This is a genomic window from Xanthomonas campestris pv. campestris str. ATCC 33913 (assembly GCF_000007145.1).
GTDB lineage: Bacteria > Pseudomonadota > Gammaproteobacteria > Xanthomonadales > Xanthomonadaceae > Xanthomonas > Xanthomonas campestris.
On sequence record NC_003902.1, the window covers coordinates 1,788,658 to 1,803,471 of the forward strand.

General features: G+C 65.2%; 17 protein-coding genes. 11 read left to right on the plus strand and 6 right to left on the minus strand.

Annotated features, from left to right (window positions below; translation table 11 throughout):
* Positions 1–39: 39 nt before the first annotated feature.
* Positions 40–1,059 (minus strand): phosphate ABC transporter substrate-binding protein PstS, encoded by a 1,020-nt coding sequence (pstS, locus tag XCC_RS07985; RefSeq protein ID WP_012438693.1) that lies wholly within the window; start codon positions 1,057–1,059, stop codon positions 40–42.
* A 191-nt stretch (positions 1,060–1,250) separates the two neighbouring features.
* Positions 1,251–2,501 (minus strand): OprO/OprP family phosphate-selective porin, encoded by a 1,251-nt coding sequence (locus XCC_RS07990; RefSeq protein ID WP_011036714.1) that lies wholly within the window; start codon positions 2,499–2,501, stop codon positions 1,251–1,253.
* A gap of 339 nt (positions 2,502–2,840) precedes the next feature.
* Between XCC_RS07990 and XCC_RS07995 the strand changes: the two genes are divergently transcribed.
* The 3 genes from XCC_RS07995 to XCC_RS08005 all read left to right on the plus strand — a co-directional run bounded on the left by XCC_RS07995 (position 2,841) and on the right by XCC_RS08005 (position 5,525).
* Entirely contained in the window at positions 2,841–3,161 is a 321-nt protein-coding gene (locus tag XCC_RS07995; RefSeq protein WP_029628989.1) for a hypothetical protein, read from the plus strand.
* A 111-nt stretch (positions 3,162–3,272) separates the two neighbouring features.
* A complete protein-coding gene (locus tag XCC_RS08000; RefSeq protein ID WP_011036715.1) occupies positions 3,273–3,953 on the plus strand; it encodes a carbonic anhydrase in 681 nt (226 codons plus the stop codon).
* Between the two features lie 12 nt (positions 3,954–3,965).
* Positions 3,966–5,525 carry a SulP family inorganic anion transporter gene (locus tag XCC_RS08005; RefSeq protein WP_011036716.1) on the plus strand — a complete coding sequence of 520 codons (1,560 nt, stop codon included), beginning with the start codon at positions 3,966–3,968 and terminating at the stop codon, positions 5,523–5,525.
* Between the two features lie 202 nt (positions 5,526–5,727).
* Here XCC_RS08005 and nth read toward each other — a convergent pair whose 3' ends face one another.
* Genes nth through XCC_RS08020 form a run of 3 tightly spaced genes read right to left on the minus strand, consistent with a single transcriptional unit; the run spans position 5,728 to position 7,569 of the window.
* Positions 5,728–6,411: an endonuclease III gene (gene nth / locus XCC_RS08010; RefSeq protein WP_011036717.1), complete on the minus strand. Its 684-nt coding sequence runs from the start codon at positions 6,409–6,411 to the stop codon at positions 5,728–5,730.
* Positions 6,408–6,776 carry a hypothetical protein gene (locus XCC_RS08015; RefSeq protein WP_011036718.1) on the minus strand — a complete coding sequence of 123 codons (369 nt, stop codon included), beginning with the start codon at positions 6,774–6,776 and terminating at the stop codon, positions 6,408–6,410. The genes nth and XCC_RS08015 overlap by 4 nt, the downstream gene beginning before the upstream one ends.
* A 10-nt stretch (positions 6,777–6,786) precedes the next feature.
* Entirely contained in the window at positions 6,787–7,569 is a 783-nt protein-coding gene (locus XCC_RS08020) for an enoyl-CoA hydratase/isomerase family protein (RefSeq protein WP_011036719.1), read from the minus strand.
* A gap of 164 nt (positions 7,570–7,733) precedes the next feature.
* Between XCC_RS08020 and XCC_RS08025 the strand changes: the two genes are divergently transcribed.
* The 4 genes from XCC_RS08025 to XCC_RS08040 all read left to right on the plus strand — a co-directional run bounded on the left by XCC_RS08025 (position 7,734) and on the right by XCC_RS08040 (position 11,228).
* A complete protein-coding gene (locus tag XCC_RS08025) occupies positions 7,734–8,432 on the plus strand; it encodes an FKBP-type peptidyl-prolyl cis-trans isomerase N-terminal domain-containing protein (RefSeq protein WP_004429231.1) in 699 nt (232 codons plus the stop codon).
* A gap of 90 nt (positions 8,433–8,522) precedes the next feature.
* Positions 8,523–9,320: a CoA pyrophosphatase gene (locus XCC_RS08030; RefSeq protein WP_011036720.1), complete on the plus strand. Its 798-nt coding sequence runs from the start codon at positions 8,523–8,525 to the stop codon at positions 9,318–9,320.
* A complete protein-coding gene (locus XCC_RS08035; protein WP_011036721.1) occupies positions 9,317–10,204 on the plus strand; it encodes a sulfurtransferase in 888 nt (295 codons plus the stop codon). Before XCC_RS08030 ends, XCC_RS08035 begins: the two co-directional genes overlap by 4 nt.
* 73 nt (positions 10,205–10,277) lie before the next feature.
* Entirely contained in the window at positions 10,278–11,228 is a 951-nt protein-coding gene (locus XCC_RS08040; protein ID WP_011036722.1) for a DUF1684 domain-containing protein, read from the plus strand.
* Between the two features lie 9 nt (positions 11,229–11,237).
* On the opposite strand, the gene XCC_RS08045 is transcribed toward XCC_RS08040, so the two are convergent.
* Positions 11,238–11,813, minus strand: a complete 576-nt coding sequence (locus XCC_RS08045; protein ID WP_011036723.1) for an N-acetylmuramoyl-L-alanine amidase — start codon at positions 11,811–11,813, stop codon at positions 11,238–11,240.
* A gap of 23 nt (positions 11,814–11,836) precedes the next feature.
* On the opposite strand from XCC_RS08045, the gene XCC_RS08050 reads away from it, so the two are divergent.
* The 4 genes from XCC_RS08050 to XCC_RS08065 all read left to right on the plus strand — a co-directional run bounded on the left by XCC_RS08050 (position 11,837) and on the right by XCC_RS08065 (position 14,537).
* Positions 11,837–12,328 carry an MOSC domain-containing protein gene (locus XCC_RS08050; protein ID WP_011036724.1) on the plus strand — a complete coding sequence of 164 codons (492 nt, stop codon included), beginning with the start codon at positions 11,837–11,839 and terminating at the stop codon, positions 12,326–12,328.
* A complete protein-coding gene (locus XCC_RS08055) occupies positions 12,325–12,852 on the plus strand; it encodes an alpha/beta hydrolase (protein ID WP_011036725.1) in 528 nt (175 codons plus the stop codon). The genes XCC_RS08050 and XCC_RS08055 overlap by 4 nt, the downstream gene beginning before the upstream one ends.
* A 44-nt stretch (positions 12,853–12,896) precedes the next feature.
* Positions 12,897–13,403, plus strand: coding sequence for a GNAT family N-acetyltransferase (locus tag XCC_RS08060; RefSeq protein ID WP_011036726.1), 507 nt, complete (start codon positions 12,897–12,899; stop codon positions 13,401–13,403).
* 174 nt (positions 13,404–13,577) lie between these two features.
* Positions 13,578–14,537 carry an SAM-dependent methyltransferase gene (locus XCC_RS08065; RefSeq protein WP_011036727.1) on the plus strand — a complete coding sequence of 320 codons (960 nt, stop codon included), beginning with the start codon at positions 13,578–13,580 and terminating at the stop codon, positions 14,535–14,537.
* The last annotated feature ends 277 nt before the right edge of the window (positions 14,538–14,814 follow it).

Below are 14,814 nucleotides of genomic sequence, written 5' to 3' on the forward strand. Positions count from 1 at the left end.
CCGGACGCCGGGGAGAGAGACGGCGTCGGTCCTGTGCACTTAGCGGGGCAGGGTCTTGGCCCAGTAGGCTTCGATCTGGCTGACCAGCGTGTCCGGCAGCGGCACGTAGTCCAGCGCCTTGGCCTGCGCATCGCCCTTGCTGTAGACCCAGCGGAAGAACTCCAGGGTGTTCTTCAGGCCGGCCGGATTCTTCGGCTTCTTCTGCACCAGGATGAAATTGGTGGCGGTGATCGGCCAGGCGTTGTCGCCGGCGGCATTGGTCATCACCAGGTAGAAGTCCTTGCTGCTGCCCCAGTCGGCACTGTTGGCGGCCGCAGCGAAGGTCTCATCGGACGGCTGCACGAACTTGCCGGCCGCATTCTTCATCGCGGTGTAGGCCATCTTGTTCTGCAGCGCGTACGACAGCTCGACATAGCCGATGCCGCCCTTGATCTGCTTCACGTAGGCGGCCACGCCTTCGTTGCCCTTGCCGCCAATGCCGGTCGGCCACTGCACCGCCGTGCCTTCGCCGACCTTGCTCTTCCAGTCCGGATTGACCTTGGACAGGTAGTTGGTGAAGTTGAAGCTGGTGCCCGAACCGTCGGAGCGATGCACCACGGTGATCTTGCTGTCGGGCAGCTTCACGCCCGGGTTCAGCGCAACGATGGCCGCATCGTTCCAGGTGGTGACCTTGCCCAGGAAGATATCGCCCAGGGTCTTGCCGTCCAGCTTGACCGCACCGGCAGCGATGCCCGGCACGTTGATCACCGGCACCACGCCGCCGATCACCGAGGGAAACTGCGCCAGTCCGGCGGCAGCCAACTCTTCGGGCTTGAGCGGGGCATCGGAAGAACCGAAATCCACGCTGGCGGCCTTGATCTGCGCAATGCCGCCACCGGAGCCGATCGACTGATAGTTGACCTGCTTCTTGGTGGCGGTGTTGTAGTCGGCCGACCACTTCGACATGACCGGGTAAATGAACGATGCGCCGGCGCCGGTGACATCGGCAGCCTGGGCGCCCATGGCCAGTGCGGCAGCGAGCACGCCGACAGCCAGACGGGATTTGATGGAAGAGATCACGGAACAGCTCCTTGTAGCGATAGGGATGACGTCCCGCAGGACGCCATTGCAGGGCAATGGCGTCCTGCGCAATGTCGGGGAGATGACACGAAGATGACGGGGCGGAAGTGGCGCCTGTCACAGCGACGCACAGGGCCACGTGCTGTCAGTGCCTGCGGCCGGTGTCTGCGGAGGCCTGCCGCAGCGATGGCTTACCAGTAGAACTGCGCGCGTGCCTCGATGATCGACGGGTTGTCGTCGACCAGCCCGCGGGTGGCGCTGTTGTAGCGGGTGCTTTCGACCTTGGCGTAGTCGAGTGCGAACTTGAAGTTGGAGCGCCAGTACCAGTTGGCGCCGATGGTCCACACATCCATCTTGCCGCCCAGCACGCCATCGACGAACGGCGTGTTGCCGTTGGCGACCAGATGGCCGTCGTTGAGGTCCAGGGTGTCGTAGCGCACTGCCAGCTGCCACATGCCCGATGCCGGTTCGTTGGGCAGCGGGGTGGTCGGCACGCCGGCCTTGTAGCCCCAGGTCTCGCCGGTGATGTTCCAGACCCCGCTGACGTACCAGCCGTCACTCTTATAGTCGTTTGCGTTGGCACCGATGCGGTTGGCGTTTTCCTGGAAGTACTCGCTCTGCAGCTTGAACGGCCCGGTGATCCACATCGCTTCAGCGCCGGCCACGCCCACGTTGTCGACATTGGTGATGGCACCGCTGTCGATCAGGCGCACGGTGGTGAGGTCGGCGTCGGGGCGCGCGCGCAGGCGCAGGGTGTCGTCGTCGGTGTCGTAGGCCAGATAGCTGAGGCCGAAGTGCAGCACATTGCCGGTCTCATTGATCGGCGCCCAGGTGCCGCGTGCGCCGTAGCCGCTGCCGTGGGCCTGGTTGCGGGTCAGTTCGCGGCCGAACGCGCTGGCGGTCAGGCTCCAGTTGTTGTCGCCCATGCCGTACGCCACACCGAGCCGGCGCGAGATGCCGTAGGTATTGGTGACCGCGGCCTTGGACACGAAGTCATTGTTCTTGGTGCTGGACAGCTCTTCCAGGCTGTTGGGCTGCTTGAACTGGCCAAACTGCAGGTAGTTGTTGGCGTTGCCGCCGAACTTGTACTTGATGTTGTTGTCCAGGAAGCGTCCGGTGCTGCGGATGGTGGTGCCTCGCACAGTGACTTCCTTCAGCACGCTGGGGTCGTAGCCGGCGACCCATTCAAAGTTGCCCGGCCCCTTGCCCTTGAGTACCAACTCGGCGCGGCGAATGCTGAATTCGGAATTGTCGCCGTTGGCGCCGATCGGTCCGTTGAGATCCTGCACGTCGTTGTGGAACCAGTTGCCATCGGCCTGGACCAGGCCTTCCAGCGACATTTCCGAGCCGCCGATCACATCGATGGCGATTTCGGCGTGGGCTGCCGGCGCGGCGAGCGCCACCAGCAATGCGGAGCCAAGCAGGGTAGGAGAAAGTTTCATGGTGCCTTGCGACCTGACGAGAAAGTGGGCGCAGGCTAGGCCGTGAAAGTTGCGTTAATGTGACAATTCCGCAACCACTCATCGGAACACTTTTTGTCAATCAAGACAAAGATTTACGCGTGTTTTGTTTTTGTCAGTGTGTGTCATGAGTCTGAACAAAGTCGCGTTTATGACAGTTCTGGTGGGCGCTGAAACCCGGCGATTTGCGTGACTTAGTTAATGGCGAGCTGAACCGCAATCTGCAAGTGGCGCGTTCCATCGCACTTTGTGCATCGCACCACTTGCGCTGCCGGGTTCTAAATTGTTAGTTTCGAGACCATGTTTCCGCGATTCCTCCAATTGCTGCTGGTTTGTCTGCTCGCGCTCACCGCGTGGTCGGCAGCCAATGCGCACACCCGCATCCAGAATGCGGTGGTGGGCGACGGCCTGGCGGTGATGGTGGATGCTGGCGAAGAACGCGATGCCACCGAAGATCCGCAGGACGATGGGGACTCCCAGACCCAAGTCGATACACAGCCTGCAGACGATATCCCCTTGCTCTCCCAAGCATGGCCTGTGCTGGCGCGGTATTCACCTTCTTGGTACGCGCATCACGCGCCGGCAAATCACAAACGCGACCTGATCCCGCAACTGCGTCCTCCAAACGCCCTGCGCGCCTGATCCCAGCTGTCGCTGTACCCGGCGTTTCCGCCGGATTCTCTTGATTTGTTCAATTTCGCAATTCGCGGTTTGCGCCGCGGATCGCTATCCGTTGCCTAGAGGTTATCTCCCATGGAAAGTTTGCTTGAAGGGTTTCGTCATTTCCGTAAGGAAGTGTATCCGCGCCAGAGTGCGCGCTTTCATGAACTCGCTGCCGGCCAAAAGCCGCACACGCTGTTCATCACCTGCGCCGACTCGCGCGTCATGCCGGAGCTGATCTTCTCCGCGCAGCCCGGCGAATTGTTCGTCTACCGCAACATCGGCAATGTAGTGCCGCCTTACTCGCAGCACGTCAGTGGCGTGGTTGCGGCGATCGAATACGCCATCGCCGTGTTGGGTGTGCGCCACATCGTGGTCTGCGGCCATACCGACTGCGGCGCCATGAAGGCCGTGCTCAAGCCCGAGTCGCTGGAAGATGTGCCGTCCGTAGCTGCCTGGTTGAAGCACACCGACGCAGCGCGTCACGTCACCGCCCACCATGGCCATGATCCGGCCAGCCAGGAGGCGCTGAGCTGCATGACCGAAGAGAACGTGGTCTCGCAGCTGGACCATCTGCGGACGCAACCGGTCGTGGCAGCACGCCTGGCGGCAGGCACGTTGCGGATCCATGGCTGGATCTACGATATCGCCCACGGAGAGATCCGCGCCTTCGATGCCGAAAAGGGGGGCTTCCGCCCGCTCCTGGGCGAGACGACTCCCGAAGCCACTCCTCGCCCGCGCTTGCAGCAAGCGGTGCGGGCTGAACTCGTCTGACGGAGCACACTCATGAACACAGCAGGTATCGGCGGATATTTCCGTCAGGGGCTGTTCGGGCGTGATTTGCTCGCGTCAGTGGTGGTCTTCCTTGTCGCGTTGCCCTTGTGTATGGGCATCGCGATTGCATCCGGCATGCCGCCGGCAACGGGTCTGATCACCGGCATCATCGGCGGACTGGTTGTTGGTTTTCTGGCGGGCTCACCGTTGCAGGTGAGCGGCCCGGCCGCCGGCCTGGCTGTGTTGGTGTTCGAACTGGTGCGCGAGCATGGCGCTGCTGCGCTCGGCCCAGTGATTCTGGTGGCTGGCGCGATCCAGCTGGTTGCCGGTCTGTGCCGGGCAGGGGTGTGGTTCCGGATGACGTCGCCGGCCGTGGTGGCCGGTATGTTGTCGGGCATCGGCATCCTGATCGTGGCCTCGCAGGCGCACGTGTTGATGGATGCAGCGCCCAAGGCGCGCGGTCTGGAGAACTTCGCTGCACTGCCTGCCGTGTTGTGGCAGGCGATCAGCGAAGGCACCGGCCGCACCGCCTTGTTGGTGGGCCTGGCGACCATCGGCATCATCCTGGCCTGGGACAAGCTGCGTCCGCAGCGGTTGCGCTTCCTGCCGGGTGCGTTGATCGCGGTGGTGGTGGTGACGGCGACCGTGCAGTTGCAGGGACTGAACGTCAACAAGGTCGATGTTCCGACCAACCTGTTCTCGGCGATCAGTATTCCCCGCCTTTCCGACATCTTCGGGGTGTTCAATCACACCTTGCTGGTGTCGGCGGTGACCTTCGCCTTCATCGCCAGTGCCGAGACCTTGTTGTCGGCAGCGGCAGTGGATCGGATGCACCAGGGCGCACGGACGCAGTACGACCGTGAGCTGGCGGCGCAGGGCGTGGGCAACATGCTGTGCGGTTTCCTGGGTGCATTGCCGATGACCGGCGTGATCGTGCGTAGTGCGGCCAATGTGCAGGCCGGTGCTGCCACGCGTGTGTCGACCATCCTGCACGGCAGCTGGCTGCTGGTGTTCGCGATGCTGCTGCCGTGGCTGTTGCGGATGACGCCGGTGGCCTGTCTGGCCGGCATCCTGGTCTACACCGGCGTGAAGATGATCAAGATCGGTCAGGTCAAGGAACTGGCGACCTATGGCCGCGGCACCGCCGCGATCTATCTGGCCACCACGTTTGCGATCGTGGCCACCGACCTGCTGACCGGTGTGCTGATTGGTTTCGGTCTGTCGCTGTTCCGTCTGGCCCTGCATTCCTCGCGCCTGAAGGTCGAGGTGCGCGAGCACGCCGACAAGAAGGACGAAATGCATCTGACCCTGCAGGGTTCTGCAACGTTCCTGAAGGTGCCGGCGATGGCGCGCACGCTGGAAAGCGTTCCGCCGAACACGGTGCTGCATCTGGACGTGGCCAAGCTGCATCACGTCGACCATGCGTGCATCGAGTTGCTGCGTGATTGGAGCCGCAATGCAGCGTCGCGCGGCTGTGAGCTGGCCGTGGACTGGAATGAGCTGGATCGTCGCGTGGAGGGCCAGCGCAAGGTGGATCCCGTGCCGACGCAGGAACCGCGCAAAGCGGCCTGACCCTGATAGCCACCCGGCGTTCGCGCCGGGTGTGTCCTGTCGTGACCGGATGATGCATGGCGCCGATAAGACGCATCATCCGGTCACGATTTTTTTTGGGCCGGGATTGGGGATTTGCAGATAGGGGATTCGCAATGGCGGCTTTCGACTGCCGGTTATTGCGCGCAGCCCGATCCTTGCTTCCGCAATCTTCCTTTGGCGATCAGGCAGCCACCGTCTTGTCGCGGTAGCGGCATAGATCGTGGATCACGCAATTCGGGCAATCCGGTTTGCGTGCCTTGCAGACGTAGCGCCCGTGCAGGATCAGCCAGTGGTGGGCGTCGTGCAGGAATTCGGCCGGAATGACCTTGACCAATTTGTCTTCGACCACGCGCACGTCCTTGCCGGGTGCCAGGCCGGTGCGGTTGGCGACGCGAAAGATGTGGGTGTCCACGGCCATGGTGGGTTCGCCGAACGCGGTGTTGAGCACCACGTTGGCGGTCTTGCGGCCCACGCCAGGTAGCGCCTCGAGCGCAGCCCGATCGTGCGGCACCTCGCCGCCGTAACGCTCCAGCAGGATGCGGCAGGTGGCGATGACGTTCTTGGCCTTGGCGTTGAACAATCCAATCGTCGAGATGTAACGCTTCAGGCCTTCTTCGCCCAGGTCCAGGATGTCGCGTGGTGTATTGGCAACCGGGTACAGCTTGCGCGTGGCCTTGTTGACGCCCACGTCGGTCGCCTGTGCGGACAACAGCACCGCAATCAGCAGTTCGAACGGCGTGGTGTATTCCAGCTCGGTGGTGGGATGCGGGTTGAGTTCGCGCAGCCGCGCAAACAGCTCCTGTATCTCCGGCTTGCGCAGGGTGCTGCCGCGACGCGGGGGCGGTGCGGAAAGTGCGCTGCTCATGTGGACGCTCCACCGCTGGCTTTGGCTTTCGCGCGCGCCAGGATCGCGGCGGCGAGCGGGGGCAAGGCTGGCGCTGCGGGTTGCGCAGGCGTGGGCGCAGGCGCGCGGCGCGCGTCACGTTCGGCCGCGCGTCGTTGCAAGCGCGCGGTGCGTGCTTGATAGCGTTGACGCGCGGCCCATGCGGTCTGTAGGCGTTGCTGTGCGGCAAGCAGGGTGGCGGTCACAGCGGGATCCACTGCGTCGTGCTGTTCAGGGCAGTACTCCATCAGCCCGAGCGCCAGCGCGCCATCGAGATCGTCCGCCAGCACACGTTCGAACAACTGCAAAGGCAGTGCATGCGGCGAGGAAACTGCATCGGGGTTCATGGCGATGCGATCAGCGATTGCGGAACTGCGCGGGGCGCTTGTCGAGAAACGCACGTGTGCCTTCGCGCATGTCGTCGGTCGCAAACAGCAGGGAAAATTGCGCGGTTTCCAGCTGCAGGCCTTCTTCCATGCCGCATTCGCCGCCCACCACCACCGCATCCAGGATGCCGCGCAGTGCGAGCGGTGCGGAGCCGGCCAGGCGCTCGGCCAGTGCGGTGGTTTCTGCCTGCAAGGCCTCTGGTTCGACCACGCGATTGACCAGGCCCAGTTGCAGGGCGCGCGCGGCATCGATCGGCGTGCCGAGCAGGCACAGCTCCAATGCGGCGGCGCGGCCGGTGAGGCGGAGCAGGCGCTGCGTGCCGCCGAAGCCCGGGATCAGGCCCAGATTGATTTCCGGTTGCCCGATCCGTGCAGTGGCGGCGGCAATGCGCAGGTGGCAGGCCATCGCCAGTTCCAGCCCGCCGCCCAACGCGAACCCGCTGACCATGGCGATCACCGGCTTTGGCATGCGTTCGATCCTGCGCATCAGCCGCTGCCCCAGCAGCGAAAACTCGCGGCCCTGCATTGCGGAGAGCTCGCTCATCTCGGCGATGTCCGCGCCGGCCACGAAAGCCTTGGGGCCGGCGCCGGTCAGCACGACCACGCGCACGTCTTCGGCCGCTGCCGCCTCTGCAAATGCCGCATCCAGCGCCTGCATGGTCTGCTGGTTCAAGGCGTTCAGTTTGTCCGGGCGATTGACCGTAATGGTCCGGACATTGGCGTGGTCTGCGATCAGAATGACGTGATTGGACATCGAACTTCCTGGCTAACGTAAAAAAAAAGTAAATGCGGAACTTCTGAAACCCTTGCTGGTCATAGGTTTCGTGATAAGTAGCGGTTCGCTATCGCGGCCGCTATCCTAGCGCGTCATCTCAGGCGGCAGACCCGTCCTGTGCCACCACCCTGGAGAATTGTTTGATGAAGTTGCGTTCGATCGCGGTCGCTGTGGCGGCCCTGGCCCTGACGGGCAATGCGCTGGCCCAGGACACAACGTCCGAGAAGGGCAAGCTGAGCTACTACTTTGGTTATGACTACGGCAACAACCTTGCCGAGCTCACCGGACGTGGTGAACAGCTGGATATCAACTCGGTGGTGAAGGGTCTGCAGGACGCCTATGCCAAGAAGCAGCCGGCCATCACTGCCGACCAGCTGAAGCCGGCCGTGGAAGCGTTCCAGAAGCGTGAGCAGGGCCGTGCCCAGCAGGCTAAGGCCGAGTACGACAAGGCCGCTGCCGCCAACAAGACCAAGAGCGATGCGTTCCTGGCCAAGAACAAGAGCACCGCTGGCGTGCAGACGCTGCCGAGCGGCGTGCAGTACCGCGTGATCGAAGCCGGCAAGGGCGCCAAGCCGACCCAGGCCAGCACCGTGCAACTTGAAGTCGCCGGTCCGTTCCCCTTCGGCGACCGCGAGAAGGCACGTCCTGCGCAGCAGATCCCGGCCATCAAGGTCAGCGAAGTCGAGATGCAGGCCATGCGCGATACGCTGCTGCAGATGCCGGCCGGCTCCAAGTGGGAAGTGACCCTGCCGCCGGAAAAGGCCTATGGTGCCGACCCGCGTACCCCGTTCCCGCCGAACGTGGCTGTGCAGTTCGAGATCAAGCTGGTCAGCGTCAAGTAATTGCGTTTGCTGTTGCTGTGACAACGCCGGCCACCAGGCCGGCGTTGTCGTTTCAGGTATCGGAAGGACATCAGGCGCGGAGGCCGCACGATGCAGGGCGAGGATTCGAACAGCGGTGGCCTGGCCAGCCCGTGTATCGGTGTATGTTCGCTGGACGCGCAGGGGAGCTGTGTCGGTTGCCTGCGGAGCCTGGATGAAATTGCACGCTGGATGAGCATGAGTGACGGTGAACGCCTGGAGTATCTGCAAACGGTGCTGCCCGCGCGCGCGTTGGCGGCGCAGCTGCCCGAGTGCGCGGCCTTGCAGCGTGCGCTGTATCCGCTGCACACCGCGCCGGACGGGCCCGGCTGGAACCATGCCGAGTTGATCGATCTCACCGAAGGCGGCGCCTCGGCCGAAGCGGCGGTGTTGTGCGGACTGGTGCCGCGCACGCAGGGCACGATGGTGTTGCTGACGCGGCGCACCGACAGCCTGCGCCACCACGCCGGGCAGGTGAGTTTCCCCGGTGGCCGGATCGAGCCGTCCGATGCCGATGCGGCGGCGGCGGCGTTGCGCGAAAGCTGCGAGGAAATCGCCCTGGGCGCGCAGCAGGTGCACGCACTGGGCTATCTGGACCCGTTTCTGACCGTGAGCGGATTCCGTGTGACTCCGGTGGTAGCGGTGATCGACCCGGCCTTTGTGGCCGTACCGCAGCCGGACGAGGTGGCCGACGTCTTCGAGGTGCCACTGGCCTATCTGATGGACCCGGACAACTTGCGCAGCGTGGAGCTGGAGTACCGCGGCCGGCCACGTCGCGTGCTCGAATACGACTGGCCCGGTCACCGGATCTGGGGTGCCACCGCGGCCATTCTTCTCAATCTTCGCCGTCGTCTGGAGCAGAGTGCATGAGTGCCGAACCCGACTGGACCACGCTGGTGGACAGCGCCACCCTGGCAGCAGCGCTGCAGCACCCGCAGTTGCGTCTGCTGGATGCGCGGGCGGCACCGCCAACCGCGCCGGACCCGGGCGCCGCACAGCGCGACTACGCACAAGGACATCTGCCGGGTGCGCATTTCGCCAATCTGCACGACGCGCTGGCGGATGTGTCGCGCCCTGGGCAAGGGCGTCATCCGCTGCCGCACAGTGATGTCTTCGCGGCCCAGCTCGGCCGCTGGGGGATCACGCCCGACAGCCAGGTGGTGGTCTATGACGCGGCCGACGGCAGCATGGCGGCCGCACGTGCATGGTGGATGCTGCGGCTGATGGGCCATCGCCGCGTGGCGGTACTGGATGGCGGCCTGGCCGCCTGGCGTGCGGCCGGGTTGCCCGAGACCACGGCAGTGCCTTCGCCGGCCGACAGCGGCGCGTACCCGGGCAGTTTCGATGCGGATGCGGTGGTGGACGCCGAGGCGATCCTGGCGCGCCTGGACGCGGCGCCGGGCTGGCTGCTCGACGCACGTGCCGGTGAGCGCTTTCGTGGCGAGGTGGAGCCCATCGACCCGGTGGCCGGGCACGTGCCGGGCGCGGTGAGTCGCCCGCTCGGCATGAGCCTGCGCGATGGGCGGTTCAAGCCGGCGGCGGAGTTGCGCGCCGAGCTGGGCGCGCTGCTGTGCGACTACGCGCCGGAGCAGGCCGTGGTGATGTGTGGCTCGGGTGTGACCGCCTGCCATCTGCTGCTCGCGCTGGAGGTGGCAGGGCTCTCCGGTGCGCGCGTGTATGCCGGATCGTGGAGCGGCTGGTTGCAGGATCGCAGCCGCCCGGTCGCGGTCGCTAGCCAATTGCAGGCACAATAGCCGCAGGAAAGGTGGCCTGTGGGGACGCAGGCTCGCTGCGCGGAGCGCAGTTCTCGCAGTGTTGGGTGTGCTGATGCGGTGGCAGTTGCAGCGTGGCGCGATAGGCGTCGTGGGAATCGTGCTGGTGGTTGCATGTTCGGCCGGGTCGACCTCGCAGGGCAGTGGTGCAGCGGCTGAGCCGTCGAGCGCGCGTGCCGATCGTGACGGCTACGCTGCAGCGCTTGCGCACGCACGTGCGGCGCGCCGTGCCCAATTGCATGCTCCGGATGGCTGGTTGAGCTACACCGGCTCCGGCCGCGTGCGCCCGGGCCGCTATCGGGTGGGGGCCGACCCGCATGCCGATATCGTGCTGCCGGCGGGGCCTGCGCAGCTGGGCAACCTGACGCTGGATCCCGAAGGCCAGCTGCGTTTCCAGGCCGCGGCCGGCACCGGAGTGACGCTGCACGGCAAGCCCGTGACAGAGGTGGTGCTGGCGCCCGAGCGGGCAGGGCAGCCGGGCGACCGTCTGCGCATCGATGCGCGCGAGTTCTATGTGGTGCAGACCGGCGCCTTGTACGGGTGGCGGTTTCGCGACCCGGCAGCGCTGGCACAGTTCGGGGAGCTGGACTATTTCCCTACCGATGCGCACTGGCGTATCGACGCGCAGTGGCAGCCGTATGACGCGCCACGTGCCACCACGTTGTTGACCTCGATCGGCACACCGTTGACGGTGCAGGTGCCGGGCGAAGCGGTGTTCACCCGCAACGGCCAGCGTTATCGCCTGCGTCCGATCGCGCAGGACGGGGATGCGCGGCTGTTCTTCGTGTTCGCCGACCGTACCAGCGGCAAGGAAAGCTACGGCGGCGCGCGCTATCTCTACACAGACGCGCCGCGCGACGGCCGCGTTGTGCTGGATTTCAATCTGGCCGAGAACCCGCCCTGCGCGCTGACGCCGCATGTGGTGTGCCCGATTGCGCCGCCGGACAATCGCCTGGACCTGGCGGTCAATGCTGGCGAGAAGACCTATCGCCCATCCGGTCGCTGAGCGCGGCGCTCAGCGCGGCGCGTGCACCCAGCGCACGGCAGTTTCGATGCGCTCCCACGGAAACAACGGCCCGGGGTCGCGCTTGCGCTGGATCTTGCGCGAGGGGTCGTCGCTGGCCGCTTCCTGGGTGGTGTCCAATGCCTCGTGACCGGCCATCCGCCGTACTGACGGTAGCTGTTGCTCCAGCCACTGCAGCAAGGTCACCAGCGCGTTGATCTGCGCGTCGGGGTAGGGTTCGCGCATCTGCTGATGGCGCGAATCCAGCCAATGCGGATAACGCCCGCTGTTGACCAGTTCGATGCCCAGCGTGTGCGGATTGTGGCCGCGCACGTGGTGGGCGACGCGCTCCAGCGCCACGTACTGCTGGATGCTGCCATTGCGGTCGATGTAGTAGTGGCCGCTGTTGCCGGTGCCGCTGTCGTAGAGCACGCGTTCGCCGTATTCGCGCGCCATCGCCATGTCCGGCAACTCGGTGCAATGGATGACCACCATGTCGATGTTGCGCAGCGTGCGCCGGGCCAGCCGCGATTCGTAGGACAACGGCGCGTAGGTGATCGGGGGCGACGGCAGGACGGCATCGGACATGGTGCGGATGCTAGCATTCGACGATGGCTTTGAATCCCGACAGCCCGCTGGGCAAATTGATGGCGACGCTGCCGCAGACCGGGCAGGTGACCTGGATCGGCGTGCGTCCTGCGCGTGATGTGGCAATGCTGGAAGTGGATGCGGCGCAGGCCACCACCGGTATTGGCTTGGTGGGCGATCGCTACAAGGGCGGCAGCGGCAAGCGCGGTATCACCCTGCTCCAGGCCGAGCACCTGCCGGTGATCGCCGCATTGGCCGGCCAGGCGGCACTGGCGCCGGCAACCTTGCGCCGCAACCTGGTGGTAGTCGGCATTCCGTTGATTGCACTGAAAGGACGGCGGTTCCGCATCGGGGAGGTGGAGCTGGAAGGCACCGATCCGTGCGACCCGTGTTCGCGCATGGAAGAGGCGCTGGGGCCAGGCGGCTATAACGCGATGCGCGGCCACGGCGGGCTGTGCGCACGCATCCTGCGCGGCGGTGTGCTGCGCATCGGCGATACGGTGCAGGCGCTATGAGTCGCGGCCATTGCATCCTGGCGCATGGATTCGAAAGCGGGCCCGATGCGCTCAAGGTCACCGCGCTGGCAGAAGTGGCCGAGCGCCTGGGATGGACGCATGAGCGGCCCGATTTCACCGACCTGGACGCACGCCGCGACCTGGGTCAGCTGGGCGATGTGCGCGGCCGGTTGCAGCGTTTGCTGGAGATTGCACGTGCCGCCACCGAGAAAGGCCCGGTGGTGCTGGCGGGCTCCAGTCTGGGCTCCTACATCGCCGCGCAGGTCTCGCTGCAGGTGCCGACACGCGCGCTGTTCCTGATGGTGCCGCCGACCAAGATGGGGCCGCTGCCGGCGCTGGATGCCGCTGCGGTGCCGATCTCCATCGTGCATGCCTGGCACGATGAACTGATTCCGGCCGCCGACGTCATTGCCTGGGCGCAGGCCCGTTCGGCGCGGCTGCTGTTGGTCGATGACGGGCATCGCCTGGGTGCGCATGTGCAGGCCGCTTCGCGCGCCTTCGCCGAACTGCTGCAGAGCCTGTGATGCACGACGACCACGATATGCCTTCGGCGCAGACCGATGCGCCGATGAGTGTGCTGATCCGCGAGGCGAGCGACGGCGACGCCGCTGCCATCGAGGTGCTGACGATGGTGGCCTTCATGCGCGCCGAGCATAGCCGGCATGACGAGCAGCATGTGATTGCCGCGCTGCGTAACGACGATGCGCTGGCGCTGTCGTTGGTCGCCGATCACGACGGCTATGTGGTCGGCCATCTGGCGGTGTCGCCGGTGGCTTTGTCCGACGGTTCTTCCGGCTGGTTCGCACTCGGACCGCTGGCAGTGGGCCCAGGCCATCAACGTCAGGGGCTCGGCACGCGCTTGGTGCAGGCGGCCCTGGCCACCTTGCGCGAGCGCGGTGCGGCCGGGTGCGTGGCCCACGGCGAACCCGGCTTTTTCCGGCGGTTGGGATTTGCGGTGGAGCCGGGGTTGAGCGTGCCCGACGTGCCCGCATCGGAATTGCAGGCGCTGGCCTTCGGCGACCGGCTGCTGCCGCTGGCCGATGTGGCCTATCACCCGGCCTTCGGACTGGGCTGAGCTTTTCGCGTTCGCTGCGCTGTGGTCGCTGCGCACAGGTAACGGCGCAGCCGCGCCGCGCTCGCATCGTGCGCATTCGCTCGCCGGCATCTTGCCTCGCCCTTTGGGCCGCATCGCAGCTCCGCACGCGCCACCATGGCGGCAGAAAGCGATTGGCGCTTGCCGAGGTGAACGATGCAACATGATGATCAACCACTGCCGCAGACGGCACCGCACGGCCGGGTGATTTCGCATCTGGGCGAGACGGACACCGATGACGCGACCTTGCTCGCGTCGATCAAGACGCGGCTGCGTCAACACAACGATCGCTCTGCTGCAGAAATGGAGCATTTGCTGCAACTGGTCGATGCGCTGTGGGCGATGGAGCTGGGCCGGTTCCTGCTGCGCAATCGTGGGCTCAATGCGAATTGGACGCATCAGCTGGTGACGTATCAGGCAGGAACCCTGGTGCAGCAGACGACGCCTGCGCTGGAGTACGAACTCTTCGAAAAGACGCCTGCCGTGCTCGCAACGCGCGAGCGCTTTGGCATCTTCCGCACGCAGTTGCAGGCGTTGCTGCGGCCCGGCATGACGCTGGCCTCGCTGCCGTGCGGCTGGATGGCCGATGTGCTGAGCCTGGACTACGGGCAGTGCCCGGATGTGCGGCTGATCGGTATCGATCTCGACCCGCAGGCGTTGGACGGTGCATTGCGGCTTGCGCAGCAGTATGGCCTGGAAGGCCAGTTGACGCTGCAACGTGAGGATGCGTGGGCGCCGGGCGAGCCGAACAGCGTGGATGTGTTGAGCAGCAACGGCCTCAATCTCTATGAGCCGGACGATGCGCGCGTGATTGCCTTGTACCGCGCATTTTTTGACAGGCTGCGGCCGGGCGGCACGCTGGTGGCGAGCTTTCTCACGCCGCCACCGAGCCTGTGTGCCGAGTCGCCCTGGAAACTGGACCTGATCGACGGCGCTGCGTTGGTGCTGCAGAGCCAGGTATTCATCGATGTGGTGCAGGCGCGCTGGGCGTCGTTCCGTACGCATGCGCAGACCCGCACGCAGCTGGAGAGCGCGGGGTTTACCGATGTGCGTTTTATCGATGATCGCGCAAGCATCTTTCCGACGGTGATTGCGCGGAAACCGATGAGCGACTGAGATGTAACTCCCGAGTGCAGGCCCTGGTTGCCCGTTCTTGGCCGTGTGCAACGTGGCCTCGGTGGGTGCATGGCCATCAGGCGGCGCGCGCTGATCTGCAAGATGGATCGCGGTGCGCATCCAACGCCGGGCGTTGGAGACGACGCGCACTAGCCGCGCTCACATGACGCGCAACTTGAATGGAATCAGCGGCGCAAACGTGCCAGAGGGTTCCGCCATGTCCACGCACCGGCCTACACTTGCACCATTGCTCACCGTTTGAGGGTTGGTCCAATGC

Bases quoted from the DNA above. Each gene is read 5' to 3' on its own strand.
- XCC_RS08000 (WP_011036715.1), top strand. From the start codon at position 3,273: ATGGAAAGTTTGCTTGAAGGGTTTCGTCATTTCCGTAAGGAAGTGTAT.
- XCC_RS08040 (WP_011036722.1), top strand. From the start codon at position 10,278: ATGCGGTGGCAGTTGCAGCGTGGCGCGATAGGCGTCGTGGGAATCGTG.
- XCC_RS08050 (WP_011036724.1), top strand. From the start codon at position 11,837: ATGGCTTTGAATCCCGACAGCCCGCTGGGCAAATTGATGGCGACGCTG.
- XCC_RS08030 (WP_011036720.1), top strand. From the start codon at position 8,523: ATGCAGGGCGAGGATTCGAACAGCGGTGGCCTGGCCAGCCCGTGTATC.
- XCC_RS08020 (WP_011036719.1), bottom strand. From the start codon at position 7,569: ATGTCCAATCACGTCATTCTGATCGCAGACCACGCCAATGTCCGGACC.
- XCC_RS08035 (WP_011036721.1), top strand. From the start codon at position 9,317: ATGAGTGCCGAACCCGACTGGACCACGCTGGTGGACAGCGCCACCCTG.
- XCC_RS08045 (WP_011036723.1), bottom strand. From the start codon at position 11,813: ATGTCCGATGCCGTCCTGCCGTCGCCCCCGATCACCTACGCGCCGTTG.
- XCC_RS08025 (WP_004429231.1), top strand. From the start codon at position 7,734: ATGAAGTTGCGTTCGATCGCGGTCGCTGTGGCGGCCCTGGCCCTGACG.
- nth (WP_011036717.1), bottom strand. From the start codon at position 6,411: ATGAGCAGCGCACTTTCCGCACCGCCCCCGCGTCGCGGCAGCACCCTG.
- XCC_RS08005 (WP_011036716.1), top strand. From the start codon at position 3,966: ATGAACACAGCAGGTATCGGCGGATATTTCCGTCAGGGGCTGTTCGGG.
- XCC_RS08015 (WP_011036718.1), bottom strand. From the start codon at position 6,776: ATGAACCCCGATGCAGTTTCCTCGCCGCATGCACTGCCTTTGCAGTTG.
- XCC_RS08060 (WP_011036726.1), top strand. From the start codon at position 12,897: ATGAGTGTGCTGATCCGCGAGGCGAGCGACGGCGACGCCGCTGCCATC.
- XCC_RS08065 (WP_011036727.1), top strand. From the start codon at position 13,578: ATGCAACATGATGATCAACCACTGCCGCAGACGGCACCGCACGGCCGG.
- XCC_RS08055 (WP_011036725.1), top strand. From the start codon at position 12,325: ATGAGTCGCGGCCATTGCATCCTGGCGCATGGATTCGAAAGCGGGCCC.
- XCC_RS07990 (WP_011036714.1), bottom strand. From the start codon at position 2,501: ATGAAACTTTCTCCTACCCTGCTTGGCTCCGCATTGCTGGTGGCGCTC.